This window comes from Streptomyces tyrfis (assembly GCF_037034285.1).
Classification (GTDB): domain Bacteria; phylum Actinomycetota; class Actinomycetes; order Streptomycetales; family Streptomycetaceae; genus Streptomyces.
The window spans coordinates 1-12,140 of sequence record NZ_JBAGJZ010000031.1 but is presented as its reverse complement, the minus strand read 5'-3'; the positions used below and the strand labels follow the sequence as shown (position 1 = coordinate 12,140).

At 75.1% G+C, this 12,140-nt stretch carries 14 protein-coding genes; 5 read left to right on the top strand and 9 right to left on the bottom strand.

What is annotated here, in order from left to right:
* Window positions 1-12: 12 nt before the first annotated feature.
* The 4 genes from WA762_RS22830 to rpmB all read right to left on the bottom strand — a co-directional run bounded on the left by WA762_RS22830 (window position 13) and on the right by rpmB (window position 3,788).
* On the bottom strand, window positions 13-1,488 hold the full coding sequence (locus WA762_RS22830) for an AlkA N-terminal domain-containing protein (protein ID WP_335937939.1): 1,476 nt from the start codon (window positions 1,486-1,488) through the stop codon (window positions 13-15).
* Between the two features lie 336 nt (window positions 1,489-1,824).
* A complete protein-coding gene (locus WA762_RS22825; protein WP_335937938.1) occupies window positions 1,825-3,060 on the bottom strand; it encodes an MFS transporter in 1,236 nt (411 codons plus the stop codon).
* A gap of 186 nt (window positions 3,061-3,246) precedes the next feature.
* Window positions 3,247-3,552 (bottom strand): 30S ribosomal protein S14, encoded by a 306-nt coding sequence (gene rpsN / locus WA762_RS22820; RefSeq protein WP_335937937.1) that lies wholly within the window; start codon window positions 3,550-3,552, stop codon window positions 3,247-3,249.
* On the bottom strand, window positions 3,552-3,788 hold the full coding sequence (rpmB, locus tag WA762_RS22815) for a 50S ribosomal protein L28 (protein ID WP_335937936.1): 237 nt from the start codon (window positions 3,786-3,788) through the stop codon (window positions 3,552-3,554). Before rpmB ends, rpsN begins: the two co-directional genes overlap by 1 nt.
* A 67-nt stretch (window positions 3,789-3,855) precedes the next feature.
* Here rpmB and rpmG point away from each other — a divergent pair, with 67 nt between their 5' ends.
* The 3 genes from rpmG to WA762_RS22800 are packed head-to-tail and all read left to right on the top strand — an operon-like array spanning window position 3,856 to window position 5,489.
* The gene (gene rpmG / locus WA762_RS22810) at window positions 3,856-4,020 is read left to right on the top strand and encodes a 50S ribosomal protein L33 (RefSeq protein ID WP_335937935.1); all 165 of its coding nucleotides are present in this window, start codon (window positions 3,856-3,858) and stop codon (window positions 4,018-4,020) included.
* Between the two features lie 60 nt (window positions 4,021-4,080).
* Window positions 4,081-4,335 carry a type B 50S ribosomal protein L31 gene (locus WA762_RS22805; protein ID WP_335937934.1) on the top strand — a complete coding sequence of 85 codons (255 nt, stop codon included), beginning with the start codon at window positions 4,081-4,083 and terminating at the stop codon, window positions 4,333-4,335.
* Window positions 4,335-5,489, top strand: coding sequence for a CobW family GTP-binding protein (locus tag WA762_RS22800; RefSeq protein ID WP_335937932.1), 1,155 nt, complete (start codon window positions 4,335-4,337; stop codon window positions 5,487-5,489). The genes WA762_RS22805 and WA762_RS22800 overlap by 1 nt, the downstream gene beginning before the upstream one ends.
* 74 nt (window positions 5,490-5,563) lie before the next feature.
* Here WA762_RS22800 and WA762_RS22795 read toward each other — a convergent pair whose 3' ends face one another.
* Window positions 5,564-6,106, bottom strand: a complete 543-nt coding sequence (locus WA762_RS22795; RefSeq protein WP_335937931.1) for an O-acetyl-ADP-ribose deacetylase — start codon at window positions 6,104-6,106, stop codon at window positions 5,564-5,566.
* A gap of 102 nt (window positions 6,107-6,208) precedes the next feature.
* Between WA762_RS22795 and WA762_RS22790 the strand changes: the two genes are divergently transcribed.
* The gene (locus tag WA762_RS22790; RefSeq protein WP_335937929.1) at window positions 6,209-7,123 is read left to right on the top strand and encodes a GNAT family N-acetyltransferase; all 915 of its coding nucleotides are present in this window, start codon (window positions 6,209-6,211) and stop codon (window positions 7,121-7,123) included.
* Window positions 7,124-7,175: 52 nt separating this feature from the next.
* Here WA762_RS22790 and WA762_RS22785 read toward each other — a convergent pair whose 3' ends face one another.
* Window positions 7,176-8,594, bottom strand: coding sequence for a phytoene desaturase family protein (locus WA762_RS22785; protein WP_335937927.1), 1,419 nt, complete (start codon window positions 8,592-8,594; stop codon window positions 7,176-7,178).
* 86 nt (window positions 8,595-8,680) lie between these two features.
* Here WA762_RS22785 and WA762_RS22780 point away from each other — a divergent pair, with 86 nt between their 5' ends.
* Window positions 8,681-9,556 carry a nucleotidyltransferase domain-containing protein gene (locus WA762_RS22780; protein WP_335937926.1) on the top strand — a complete coding sequence of 292 codons (876 nt, stop codon included), beginning with the start codon at window positions 8,681-8,683 and terminating at the stop codon, window positions 9,554-9,556.
* 135 nt (window positions 9,557-9,691) lie between these two features.
* Here the strand turns inward: WA762_RS22780 and WA762_RS22775 are convergent, their stop codons facing one another.
* The 3 genes from WA762_RS22775 to WA762_RS22765 all read right to left on the bottom strand — a co-directional run bounded on the left by WA762_RS22775 (window position 9,692) and on the right by WA762_RS22765 (window position 12,043).
* Entirely contained in the window at window positions 9,692-10,600 is a 909-nt protein-coding gene (locus WA762_RS22775; protein ID WP_335937925.1) for an inositol monophosphatase family protein, read from the bottom strand.
* Between the two features lie 138 nt (window positions 10,601-10,738).
* Window positions 10,739-11,155 carry a Zn-ribbon domain-containing OB-fold protein gene (locus tag WA762_RS22770; RefSeq protein ID WP_443080651.1) on the bottom strand — a complete coding sequence of 139 codons (417 nt, stop codon included), beginning with the start codon at window positions 11,153-11,155 and terminating at the stop codon, window positions 10,739-10,741.
* Window positions 11,156-11,335: 180 nt separating this feature from the next.
* Entirely contained in the window at window positions 11,336-12,043 is a 708-nt protein-coding gene (locus WA762_RS22765) for a TetR family transcriptional regulator (protein WP_335937923.1), read from the bottom strand.
* Window positions 12,044-12,140: the final 97 nt, after the last annotated feature.

Here is a 12,140-nt window from a genome sequence, read left to right as displayed (position 1 = left end):
GTCCCAACTGGTTCATGCGGGCAGGTGGTTGATGGGGTGGTCGTCGACGGTCCACAGGTACTGGACCGCGTACGCCCGCCAGGGCCGCCAGGCCGCCGCGCGGGCGGTGAGCGCGGCGGGCGTCGACGGGAGGCCGAGTTCCGCGGCGGCGCGGCGGACGCCGAGGTCGGTGGGGAGGAAGGCGTCCGGGTCGCCGAGCGCGCGCATCGCGATCACCTCTACGGTCCAGGGGCCGAAGCCGGGGAGGGCGGCGAGTTCGCTCCGGGTCCGCTCCCAGTCGGCGTCGGTGCCGAGCCCGAGCGTACCGTCCGCGAGCGCGCCGACGAGGGTGGTGAGCGTGGTGCGGCGACTGCGGGGCAGGGCGAGCCGCTCGGGGTCGAGTCCGGCGAGCGCGTCCGGGGTCGGGAACAGGTGGGTGAGACCGCCGCCCTCCGGGTCGTCGACGGGGACGCCGTGCGCGGAGACGAGACGGGCCGCGTGGGTGCGGGCGGCCGCCGTCGACACCTGCTGGCCGAGCACCGCGCGTACGGCGAACTCCGAGCCGTCGACGGTTCGCGGCACCCGGCGTCCCGGAGCCGTGTCGACCAGGGGCGCCAGCAGCGGGTCGGCGCGCAGTTGTCCGTCGACGGCGACCGGGTCGGCGTCCAGGTCGAGCAGCCAGCGGCAGCGGCTGATGGCGAGGGTGAGGTCGCGCGGGTCGGTGAGGTGCAGTCGGCAGGCGATGTGGTCGGGGCGCGGGGCGAGGGAGACGACGCCGTGCCCGTGCGGGAGGGCGAGCGTGCGGCGGTAGGCGCCGTCGCGCCACTCCTCGACGCCGGGGACCGCGGTCGCGGCGAGGTGCCCGAAGAGGTTGGAGGGGTTGAGCGGGGCCCGGTACGGCAGACGCAGCGCGATCGCGCCGGGGACGGGCGCCGGCGCCGGGGACCGGCCGGCACGGGCGCGCAGCTCGCCCGGGGCCAGCGCGAAGACCTCGCGCACGGTGTCGTTGAAGGTGCGGATCGAGGAGAATCCGGCGGCGAAGGCGACTTCGGCCAGCGGCAGCGCGGTGGTCTCGATGAGCAGGCGTGCGGTCTGGGCGCGCTGGGCGCGGGCCAGGGCGAGCGGCCCCGCCCCCAGTTCGGCCAGCAGCTGGCGTTCGATCTGCCGGGCGGAGTAGCCCAGCCGGGCCGCGAGCCCGGGGACGCCCTCGCGGTCGACGACGCCGTCCCGGATCAGGCGCATCGCACGGGCGACGGAGTCGGCGCGGGCGTTCCACTCCGGTGAGCCCGGGCTGGTGTCGGGCCGGCATCGCTTGCAGGCCCGGAACCCGGCCTGCTGGCAGGCGGCCGCGCTGGGGTAGAAGGTCATGTTCTCGACCTTGGGCGGCACGACGGGGCAGCTGGGGCGGCAGTAGATCCGGGTGGTGAGAACCGCCGTGAAGAACCAGCCGTCGAAGCGTGCGTCCTTCGACCGCACGGCCCGCACGCAGCGCTCGGTGTCGGTATGCATGTCTCCAGCATGGGCCACTGGATGCTGCCGGGCTGGCGAGAATCCGACATCGACCTCGCACTGCCTGGGCTTCTCCGCGTCCCTTGTCCATGGGTTCCGGGAGCTGTCCATGGGTTCCGGGAGCTGGAGCCGGACCGTGGGAGTGCGGGAGCCGGGAATGCGGGAGCCCGGAGCGGGAGCCGTGGCGCGGGGAACCGGAGAGGGTCGCACGTCCCTCGCACGCGCCCTGCCCTCCCTCCCGCTCCGGTCTCTTCTGCCCCCGGTCTCTGCTCCCCACGTTGCTCCCCTCCCAAGCGCCGTCCCGCTCCCCGGCGCTCGGGGCCCCGGCGCTCGGGGTCAGTCGGGCGCGGGTCCGACGGGCCGCGCCGGATCGGCGGCGAGGCGCCTGGCGGACTCGCCGCGCCCGCGCCAGAGCGCCGGGGCCCCGGCCACGCTCACGAGCAGGGTGCCGACGCCCGCCAGGGCCAGCGCCCCGGCCCCGCCGAGCAGGGTCACCGCCGGACCGCCGAGCGCGGTTCCGGCGAGGTTGGCGCCGTTGAGCGCGGCCCCGGAGGACGCGAAGGCCCGGCCGCGCACCCGGGCCGGCACCCGGGCGTGGATCAGGTTGCGGATGGCCAGCCCCTGAAGGGAGTTGGCGACGCCGGTGAACACGAAGGCCGCCAGGGAGACCGCGAACACCGGAACGCCCGCGCTCACGGTGAGCGCCAGTCCCATGAGCGTCCCGGACCCCACGAGGACGCGCGGCTGCCATCTCAGAGGGATCCGGGGAGCGATCAGCGCGGCGGTGAGGAGCATGCCGGCGGTGTGCGCGGTGACGAGGACGCCGTACCCCGTGTCGGACGCCCCGAGCTCGTCACGGACGAAGAACACCCGTGCCACGCTCAGCACGGCGGTGAACAGGATGGCCGCGCAGAGCGCCGGGATCGCGGCGCGCAGCAGCCGGTCCGCACCCAGCACGCCGGCCCCCTCGCGCACCTGGGCCATCCAGTCGGCGCGGGCGCCGGCCAGGGGGCGACGCCGGACCCGCAGCGCGAGGAAGGCGGCTGCCATGACGGCGAACGTCGCCGCGTCGCACGCCAGGGCGACGCGGTCGTCGAAGGCCGCGACGAGAACGCCGGCGAGCGCGGGCCCCACCACGTTCCCGGCCGAGCGGAACGCCTCCAGCCGGGCATAGCCCCGGGCGGTGTGCTCCTCGCCGACGATCTCCGGGACCAGGAGCAGCAGCGCGGGAGAGACCACGGCCAGTCCCGCGCCGAGCAGCACCAGCAGCCCGAGGGTGGCGGCCACATCGGTGACGACTGCCAGCCCCAGGGCGGTCACGGCCTGGAGGGCCGTCACCACGACGATCAGACGGCCGCTCTCCACCCGGTCGACCAGGGGCGCGGCCAGCGGGCCGACCACCACGAGCGGCAGCACGCCCGCGACGACGAGGGCCGATATCGCGAGGCCCGACCGCCCCTGGTCGTGCAGCCGGAGCGTCAGCGCGACGAGCGCCAACTGGTCCCCCGTCGCCGACAGTCCGTACAACGCCCCCACGACGGAGAGGACGACACCACCACGGTTTCGAAGCACCCGCAGATCCTGTCAGCCCGGAGGCGGGACGGTACGCGGCGGCGTCGGAGCGCGTCGGGCCGGCGGGGAACCGGCCCGCGTCCGGCCCGGGCGGCGGCCGGAGCGCGTACCGCGTCGTCCCGCGCCGGGCGGGACCGTCCCGCCTCCGGCCCCGGACGTCCGGCCGCCGCCGCGTGGACTACCCGCTCACCACGAGGACTTGGTGACCCCGGGCAGCAGCCCGGCGTGCGCCTGCTCGCGGAGGCGTACGCGGGAGAGCCCGAACTTCCGCAGATGGCCGCGCGGACGTCCGTCCACCGCGTCGCGGTTGCGCACCCGGGTGGCGCTCGCGTCACGCGGCTGGCGCCGCAACTCGTCCGCCGCCGCGCGGCGTTCGGCGTCCGTGCTGGACGGCCGCCGGAGGATCTCCTTCAGTTCGGCCCGGCGGGCGGCGTGGCGCGCGACGACCGCCTTGCGCCTCTCGTTTTTCGCGATCTTGCTCTTCTTCGCCATCAGATCCTCTCTCCCCTGGCCCGGATGCGGGCGACGGCGGCCTCGATGCCGATGCCGTCGATGGTCCTGATCGCCTTGGCGCTGAGCGTCAGCCGGATGTGCCGGCCCTCGCTCGGCAGCCAGTACCGCTTGCGCTGGATGTTGGGGTCGAAGCGGCGCGAGGTGCGCCGGTGCGAGTGGGAGATGTGGTTGCCGAAGCCCGGCCGGGCGCCGGTCAGCTGGCAGTGGGCGGACACGGGGGCACCTGCTTTCCGCGGCGGAGCCGCTTGATGAACATGGGAATCATTGCCATATAGTAGCGGCATGGCACGCAACGAACTGCGCCCCGTCGTCAAGCTCCGGTCCACCGCGGGGACCGGCTACACCTACATCACCCGCAAGAACCGGCGGAACGACCCCGAACGCATGGTCCTGCGCAAGTACGACCCGGTCGCCCGCGCCCACGTCGACTTCCGCGAAGAGCGCTGACCACCCGATCCTCCGATCCCTCCGACTCCCCTCGACTCCCCCGCCTCGGAAAGGCATCTCATGAAGCCGGGAATCCATCCCCCGTACGGCCCCGTCGTCTTCCGCGACAAGGCGGCCGGCGCCGCCTTCCTCACCCGCTCCACCATGACCTCGGACCGGACGGTCGAATGGGAGGACGGCCGCACCTACCCCGTGGTCGACGTCGAGATCTCCTCCGCGAGCCACCCCTTCTACACCGGCACCGCCCGGGTGCTGGACACCGCCGGCCGCGTCGAGCGGTTCGAGCGCCGTTACGGCCGACGCGAGGCGAAGTGATGCCGAACCAGGCCCGGTTGCCCGTCGTGATCGTCGCCGGGCTGCACTCCGACGCCCGCAGGGAGGCGGTGGACGGGCTGCTGCGCGCCGTCCCCGGCAGCGTCGCCCTGCACCACGATCTGTCCGACGCCGCCGACGGCCGGGTGTGGCGCGTCCTCCGGGACGCGTCGGGCGAACTGTCCCGCACCGCCCTTCCGCTGGTCGACGGCTGCGCCTGCTGCGCGCTGCGGGCGGACCTGGTCCCCGAGCTGGAACGGCTGGCCTCCGGCGGGCTCGCCGGGACGGCGGTCGTCGAGCTGTGGGACTCCGTCGAGCCCCGGGCGATGGCCGAGGCCGTCGTCGCGCACGGCGGTCGGACGCTCGAACTCGCCCAGGTGGTCACCGCCGTGGACCCCGCGCTGGTGTCGGCGTATCTCGGGAACGGTGACGACCTGGCGGAAGCCGGGCTCGCCGCGGCCGCGAACGACCGGCGGACCGTCGGCGACACCTGGGCGCGCCAGCTGGAGTACGCGCCGGTGCTCGCCCTGGCCGGTGACGGAACCGCCGACGCGGCCGACCGGGCGCTCCTCTCCCAGCTCCACCCGACGGCGCGTCAGGGAACGGCGGGGTCGGTGGAACTCGCCCGTCTGGCCTTCGCCGGTTTCGACGCGGAGTCGGCCGCGGCCGCCCAGCATCCCGCCTGTGCGCTGCTGCCGCAGGACGCGGACGAGGCCGGCGTCGGCACACTCGTCTGGCGTCGCCGTCGTCCCTTCCACCCCGAGCGGCTGTACCGGGCGCTGGAGGATCTGTGCTGCGCGGCGATGCGCGGCCGGGGCCGGTTCTGGCTCGCCGACCGGCCCGACACCCTGCTGGCCTGGGACTCGGCCGGGGGTGCGCTCTGCGTGGAGACCGCCGGCCCCTGGCTGGCGTCGCTGCCGGACGCCGCCTGGGACCTGGTGCCCCCGGCCCGCAGGGCCGCGGCCGCGCTCGACTGGCACCCCGAGCACGGCGACCGCTGCCAGCACCTCGTCTTCACCTCGCCCGGCCTCGACCGGGACGGGATGACCGGGCTCCTCGACTCGTGCCTGCTGACCGACGCCGAGTACGCGGCGGGCCCGGAGGCGTGGAAGCGGCTCCCGGCCCCGTTCGACTCGTTCCTCGACCCGGTCCCCTGACCGCCGCCGGGCGCACGTCCCCGGGGCCGGGAGCGCGGACCGCGCACGGCCGGTCCCGGGGCCCGGCGCCCCGGTCAGCCGTGCGCGGACAGCACCTCTTCGAACCGCGCGTACGCGTGCGCGTCGAACAGCACGAACCGCACCTCCTCGACCGGCGCGACGGCCTCCGCCAGGACCGTGCGGACGGCGATGCGCGCCCCGTCGTCCATGGGCCAGCCGTAGACGCCCGTGGAGATCGCGGGGAACGCCACCGTCCGCGCCCCCAACTCCGCCGCCACACGCAGCGATTCGCGGTAGCAGGAGGCGAGGAGCGCGGACCGGTCCTCGGATCCGCTCCAGACCGGCCCCACCGTGTGCACCACCCACCGGGCGTCCAGCCTCCCCGCCGTGGTGGCCACGGCCCGGCCGGTGGGCAGGCCCTTCCCGTAGTGCGAGGCCCGCAACGCGCGGCAGGCGGCCAGGATGTCCGGGCCGCCTCGCCGGTGGATCGCTCCGTCGACCCCGCCCCCGCCCAGCAGCGAGGAGTTCGCCGCGTTGACGATGACGTCGACGGACTGCTGAGTGATGTCGCCGCGTACCAGCGTGACGGTGACGGCCCCGGGCCCAGGTGTGCTCATACGCCCATGATGCCGCGCCCGGGGCACGGCCCCCGGGCCGGGAGCGGACCGACGGCGCGTATTCACGCGCCCGGGTCCCGAGCGGCGTGGCAGTGTGGCCGGATGACGGAATTCAGCACCCTGGACGACAGCGCGGAATGGCAGCGGCACTTCGAGGAGCGCCTGCGGGCCTCGTACACGGCCGCCGGGCTCGGGGAGGCCGCGACGCGGCGCATGGTCGAGGACGCCCGCGCCGGCTTCGGCGGCTGGGCCGTCGCCGAGATCGCGGACGGCGGGAGCCGGATCGGGTACGTCGCCGTGGTCATGACCGACGACCACGGTACATCGGCGGGCCGCGTCGGCGACCTCCACGTCGACGCGCCCCACACCGGACGGGGGCACGAACGGGCCGCCCGGGACTGGGCCGAGAGGTGGTGCGCGGAGCGCGGCGCGCGCCGCGTCGACGTGCGGCTCACCGGGCCCGCCGCCGGAACCTTCGACGACTACACCGTGCAGGGCCAGGTCAGGGCGCGGCCGGTCGCCTCCCCGCCAAAACCGCTCGACGGCGTCACCGCGCGACCCATGACGCGGGACGAGTACCCGGAATGGCTCGCCTCGGAGAAGGACTCCTACGCACAGGGCATCGTCCGGGCCGGGGCGCTGGGCGCAGAGGAGGCCGCGCGCAAGTCCGACCACGACTTCGCGAAGCTGCTGCCCGAGGGCCTGACGACGCCCGAGAACACGTTCCTGGTGCTGGAGGCGGGCGGTGAGCCGATCGGCACCGGCTGGCTGAGGCACGGTCACCTCCCCGGGGTCACCTACGGCTATTCGCTGCACATCGAGGAGCGGCAGCGCGGCAAGGGGTACGGCCGGGCGGCGATGACGGCCGGCGAACGGGCCGCGCTCGCGGCCGGCGACGCGGCGTTGATGTTCACCGTGTGGGGCGGCAACGAGGTGGCGATGAACCTGTACACGAGCGCGGGCTACCGAGTCGTGGAGGAGAACCGCTTCCTCGCCCTGCCGCACTCCCCGGCCTGACGCGCGAACCGCCGGCCCGCCGCGAGGACCCGCGCCCGGGACCGACGGCCGGTCAGGACGCCGACCGCAGCCGCCGCCAGACCGCCTTCGCCGCGTGGTGGCCGGACATGCCGTGCACTCCCGGGCCGGGCGGGGTCGCCGAGGAGCACAGGAAGACGGCCGGATGCGCGGTGGCGTAGGGGACGCGGGCGAGTCTGGGCCGGATCACCGTCTGGAGTCCGGCGAACGCGCCGCAGGCGATGTCACCGCCGACGTAGTTGGCGTTGCGGGCCGCGAGCCGGGGCGGGCCGGCCACCGCCCGGGCCAGCACCAGATCGCGGAACCCCGGGGCGAAGCGCTCCAGTTGGCGCTCGATGACCTCCGTGGCGTCGCCCTCCCAGCCCGCCGGGACGTGCCCGTACGCCCAGAAGACGTGCTGCCCCTCGGGCGCGCGCGAGGGGTCGATCAGGCTGGGCTGCGCGGTGATCAGGAACGGCACACCGGGATCGCGGCCCTCGACGGCGGCGCTCAGCGCGGCGTCGATCTCGCCGGCCGTGGGGCCGAGGTGGACCGTGCCGGCCCGGCGGGCCTCCGGCGCGGTCCACGGCACCGGCCCGGACAGCGCGTAGTCGATCTTGAAGCAGGAGGCGCCGTAGCGGTAACCGCTGTAGGCGCGGCCCAGCCCGGCGATGCGGGCGAGGGCGGTGGGCGAGGTGTCGAAGACGTACGCCCGGGCGGGCGGGAGCTCGTCGAGGCGCCTGACCTCGATGCCGGTGCGGATCGTGCCGCCCTGTTCGGTGACGTACGAGGCCAGGGCGTCGGAGATGGCCTGTGATCCGCCGCGCGGCACCGGCCAGCCCTTCTCGTGCGCGGCGAGGGCGAAGAGCAGCGCGATTCCGCCGGTGGCGACCCCGCTGACGGGCGCGATGGCGTGGGCGGCGAGCCCGGCGATCAGCCCCCGCGCCTTCGCGCCCCGGAAGCGGCGGGCGAGCAGCGTCGCGGGCTGGAGCGCGTCGAGGCCGAAACGCACCCAGCGGTACGGGTCGCGCGGCAGCCCGTCCCACGGGGTGCGCAGGAAGTCCGCGGCGAGGGTGTCCCAGTGGCCGAGGTACGGGGCGACGAGCCTGCGGTACGCCCCGGCGTCCTGGGCGCCCAGCGACATGGCGCTCTCCCCCACCGACCGGGTGAGCAGCGCGGCCGTCCCGTCCGGGAACGGGTGGGCGAGCGCCAGCTCGGGCTGGAGCCACTCCAGGCCGTGCCGGGCGAGCGGCATGGCGGTGAACGCGGGCGAGCCGATGCCCAGCGGATGGACGGCGGAACAGGGATCGTGGCGAAAGCCCGGCAGGGTGAGCTCTTCCGTGCGGGCGCCGCCTCCGACGGTGCCGGCCGCCTCGAAGACCTCCACGGCGAGGCCTCTCCGGGCCAGTTCGGCCGCGGCGGTCAGTCCATTGGGCCCCGCCCCCACGACGACGGCATCGAGCATCGACGTCACCTTCGGACTCCTTTGTCAGCCGACGGCCAGGACACCAGGATATTCCGAGGCGCCGACGGCGCGGCCGTGGGTAGGGTCACGGCACCATGAACACACCGAACTCCCCCGCCCGGCGGGCTCCGACGGCGCGGACCGCCCCGGCCGTGCCCGCCCGGATCGCGGACCTGGCCTCCCGGCTCGTCTCGGTGCCCGGCATCCGGGCGGTCTCCCTGGGCGGCAGCCGGGCCCGCGGCACGCACCGCCCGGACTCGGACTGGGATCTGGGCCTCTACTACCGCGGCGTCCCCGACACGGCCGCGCTGACCGCGCTGGCCGCCGAGGTCCAGGGCGCGCCCGCGGAGGTCGCGGGGCCCGGCGGCTGGGGGCCCTGGGTGAACGGCGGGGCCTGGCTGCGGGTGGACGACGCGCCGGTGGACTGGATCCTGCGCGATCTGGACCGGGTGGAGGCGGTGTGGTCGGACTGCCGCGCCGGCCGGTACGAGGTGGGAGTGCAGGCGGGGCATCCGCTCGGTTTCTGGTCCCCCGCCTACCCGGGCGAGGTCGCGCTCTGTCACGTACTCGCCGATCCGCAAGGGGAGCTGACGGGGCTTCAGCGGGAGACCGCCGTCTATCCGGAGCCCTTGCGCACGGCGTTGGCGGAAGCCTCGTGGGAGGCCGAGTTCCTGGTGGCGAACGCCCGCAAGTCGGCGTCCGGCGGGGACGCGCTCCACGTCTCCCTGTGCCTGTCGCGCGCGTTCGGCGTCCTCGCCCAGTCGCTCCACGCCCACCACCGCGTGTGGTGCCTGAACGAGAAGGGCGCGCTGGCCGCGGCGGACGCCCTGCCGGACACGCCCGAGGGATTCGCCGCGCGGGCCGGCGAGGCGCTGAGACTCCTGGACGCGGCGGCGGTGGAGCGGGCCGCGGAGCTGGTGCGCGACGTCCGGTCGGTCCTCGCGGCGGGCGACGGCGGCGACGGGGCGTGACGTCCGCGGGGCCCGGGGACCTGACGGCCGCCGCCCGGCGGCCGGGGCCGCCCCCTCGCGGGTGCTGTCCGGCGACGGACCGCGGGCCCCGGGGCCACGGCCGCGCCGGGCGGGTGCGGCCGGTGGCGATCCCGGTCAGGCCCCGTTCCGCAGGGCCTCCAGGACCCGCTCGGCGGTCGCGGCGTCACGGGCCGCCGTGAACGGCAGGGCGTTGCCCCCGGCGACGCGGAACGGGGCGCCGGCGACGGTGGCCTGGGCGCCGCCCGCCTCGGTGACCAGCAGCAGACCGGCCGCGTGGTCCCAGGCGTACTCCCAGGTGAAGGCGACGGCGTCCAGTTCGCCGCGTGCGACGGCGAGGTATTCGAGGCCGGCCGAACCACAGGGCCGGGCGGCGAAGCCGTCGGTGCGCAGCCCCAGCAGCGTCCGCTTCTGCGCGTCGGTGGTGAAGTCGGGGTGCGACGTGGCCACGGTCAGGACGGCGCCGGTCGCGGGCGCGCCGGACCGTATCGGCTCCCCGTTCAGTGCCGCGCCCCCGCCGCGGACCGCGACGGCCATCTGGTCCAGGGCCGGGGCGTAGGTCCAGGAGGCGAGGAGCTCACCGTGGTGGGCCAGGGCGACCAGGGTGCAGAACCCCGGCTCGCCGTGCACGAACTGGCGGGTGCCGTCGACCGGGTCGACGATCCACACCGGCGCGTCGCCGCGCAGCGCGTCGTACACCGCGGGATCGGCGTGGACCGCCTCCTCCCCGACCACCACGGAGCCGGGCAGGATGCCGGTCAGGGAGGCGGTGAGGTGTTCCTCGGCCAGGCGGTCGGCGGTGGTGACGAGGTCGTGCGGGCCGTTCTTCTCGACGATCTCGTGGGCGGCGAGCTGCCGGTGGCGAGGCATGATCTCGGCGGCCGCCGCCGCCCGTATCGCCGCGTCCACGGCGGTGAGCCGTCCGGCGAGCCCGGCGCTGCCGATGTCCCCCGCGATTCCGGTGTCCCCGGCGATTCCGGAGGTTCCCGCGATTCCGGTGATACCGGTGAGAAGTTCATCCATCATGGCCCCAGCCAATCACGATCCGCCGCGGAACCGGCCAACCGGTCATGGCGAGAAGGTGGCCGCTCGGTGTACGCCGGCGCACGGCGGCGTGCGCACGCTTCCGCCGGCCCGCGCCGCGGCCGCCGTCGGACGGGCCGCTCAGAGCCAGTCGTCGTTCCTCGGCGGTTCGCAGAGTTCGAAGACCACCTCGCCGGTGTCCGGTCCGCCCCCGGACAGCGGGCGCACCCTGGCGCCCACCTGCACCCGCTCCGGGGCGGCCCCCACGACACGGCAGCGGAAGACGAATCCTTCGGGGAGCCTGACGAGGGACTCATTGCGCGCGTCGTCCGTGTAGCGGTGCACGACCGCGGACCGTACGACGACGCCGAGACCGGCGCTGTGTTCGGGTTCCAGATCACTCGACGCGCACACCGGGCACAGCAGCCTCCGGAAGGAGGCCGTGCCGCACCAGCGGCAGCGGTGGTAGTGCAGGCCGGCTTCCTCACGCTCCGTCTGCACGGTGTCATTCGACGACTGGGACACTTCGACCCCTTGCGCTCGGCTCGGATGCGCCATGCGTGCGCGTCGGCGCGTCCGCACCATAAGGCACTGAGTGCAGAACCGTAAAGGCACTCAGTGCCAGAAGAGTCTTCTCCGGCATGATCCCGCCCGGCGGGCGCCCGAGGCGCGGCCGGCGAGCGCCGTCACCCCGGCTCGCGGGCCGGCCCGGTCGGCCCCGGCCCGAGGCCGGTTCGGTCAGGCCTGGCCGATGGCCGATTCGATCTGCTGCACCACGCGCCACATCGGGGTGCTCCTCGCGGCGACCATCACCACCACGTCGTCGTCGGGCGGGGCGGTCGACGCGCCCGGGGCCGCCGCGCCCCCCCATACCCGTCGCACCAGGCCGAGGGCGTGGTCCACCGCCGTCTCCGCGTCCCCCTCGCCGCCCGAACGCAGCCAGGTCCGCAGCCCGTTGTTGTGCGCGGCGACCACGGACGCGGCGATCACCTCGGCGCGGAGCGCGCCGTCCTCCGCCTCGCCGTAACGGCCGCGGAGGTAGCCGGCCAGCGTCTGCTCGTACCGGCGCACCACGGACAGTTCATAGGTGCGCAGTCCGGGCACCTCCCGGGTGAGCCGGTAGCGCTGGACGGAAAACTCGGGGTTGGCCGCGTACATGCGCAGCACCAACCGGGCCGCGTCGCACACCGCGTCGACCGGATCCGCGTCCCCGACCGCCGCCAGGAACGCGGTCATGTCCGCGAGGCAGCGCTCGTGGTCCGGGAAGACCGCGTCCTCCTTCGAGGGGAAGTAGCGGAAGAACGACCGTCGCCCGACCCCGGCCCGGCTCACGATGTCGTCCACCGTGGTCCGCTCGAAGCCCCGCTCCAGGAACAGCTGGAAGGCGGCCTCGGCGAGCACCTCCCGCATCGGGGCCTTCTTCGCGGGTCTGCGTGCGTCAGTCATGCGGGGAACGTAGCACCAAAACCCCTCTTCTGGCACCGCGTTCCTTTACAGAGGGTACTGAGTGCCATATCGTCGGTTCTACGAACCGCACATCCAG

What these genes read in the sequence shown, in the direction of transcription:
- WA762_RS22830 (WP_335937939.1), bottom strand. Translation starts at nt 1,488, where the DNA reads ATGCATACCGACACCGAGCGCTGCGTGCGGGCCGTGCGGTCGAAGGAC.
- rpsN (WP_335937937.1), bottom strand. Translation starts at nt 3,552, where the DNA reads ATGGCGAAGAAGAGCAAGATCGCGAAAAACGAGAGGCGCAAGGCGGTC.
- rpmG (WP_335937935.1), top strand. Translation starts at nt 3,856, where the DNA reads ATGGCACGCAACGAACTGCGCCCCGTCGTCAAGCTCCGGTCCACCGCG.
- WA762_RS22805 (WP_335937934.1), top strand. Translation starts at nt 4,081, where the DNA reads ATGAAGCCGGGAATCCATCCCCCGTACGGCCCCGTCGTCTTCCGCGAC.
- WA762_RS22800 (WP_335937932.1), top strand. Translation starts at nt 4,335, where the DNA reads ATGCCGAACCAGGCCCGGTTGCCCGTCGTGATCGTCGCCGGGCTGCAC.
- WA762_RS22795 (WP_335937931.1), bottom strand. Translation starts at nt 6,106, where the DNA reads ATGAGCACACCTGGGCCCGGGGCCGTCACCGTCACGCTGGTACGCGGC.
- WA762_RS22790 (WP_335937929.1), top strand. Translation starts at nt 6,209, where the DNA reads ATGACGGAATTCAGCACCCTGGACGACAGCGCGGAATGGCAGCGGCAC.
- WA762_RS22780 (WP_335937926.1), top strand. Translation starts at nt 8,681, where the DNA reads ATGAACACACCGAACTCCCCCGCCCGGCGGGCTCCGACGGCGCGGACC.
- WA762_RS22775 (WP_335937925.1), bottom strand. Translation starts at nt 10,600, where the DNA reads ATGATGGATGAACTTCTCACCGGTATCACCGGAATCGCGGGAACCTCC.
- WA762_RS22770 (WP_443080651.1), bottom strand. Translation starts at nt 11,155, where the DNA reads ATGGCGCATCCGAGCCGAGCGCAAGGGGTCGAAGTGTCCCAGTCGTCG.
- WA762_RS22765 (WP_335937923.1), bottom strand. Translation starts at nt 12,043, where the DNA reads ATGACTGACGCACGCAGACCCGCGAAGAAGGCCCCGATGCGGGAGGTG.